The sequence below is a fragment of the Acerihabitans sp. TG2 genome (assembly GCF_035013185.1).
Taxonomy (GTDB): Bacteria; Pseudomonadota; Gammaproteobacteria; order Enterobacterales; family Enterobacteriaceae; genus Acerihabitans.
The window spans coordinates 1-507 of record NZ_JAYGJO010000106.1; the positions used below are offsets into that span (position 1 = coordinate 1).

The window sequence follows — 507 nt, forward strand, 5'->3', positions numbered from 1 at the left end:
CCGATATCTTCGCGTGGCATGAACTGAGGACGCTCTCAAAATCACTTACATTTCAGTACGATAAAATTCTTTATCTTCTTGACCCTACCGAAGAAAACACGCGTATCGCCGGTCAAAAAATTGAAGTATTTGATTATCCAGACGGCACATTGGCGTTCAAATATGCCCACAGAACACTCTCGTATCAGGCGTTCGACAAGCTGGCCTGCGTTGACCAGGGCGCCATCGTAGACAACAAGCGGCTGGGCGCAGTGCTGAGGCTGGCACAGGTTCATCAGGATGAAAGAGAACAAGATGGGAAACGGGAGCGCAGCAAGAAAATGCCCAAACGACGCGCTCAGGCAAGGGTTCAGGAACAGCTAAAAGCCATCAATCCGGTACTGGTTAATCCTGCAGAATTCAGAGCCAGCCTCAAACGATAACCACCCTGCTCTTTCAGACTTAATCACAGTAAAAGTGACATTTTAACTTTGGAACAGAGGGTGACATTTCAACTTCGGATAGACA

General features: G+C 47.7%; 1 pseudogene. It reads left to right on the plus strand.

The window, feature by feature from the left end:
• Window positions 1-422, plus strand: a pseudogene (locus SJI19_RS24740) (transposase); the annotation flags it as partial.
• Window positions 423-507: the final 85 nt, after the last annotated feature.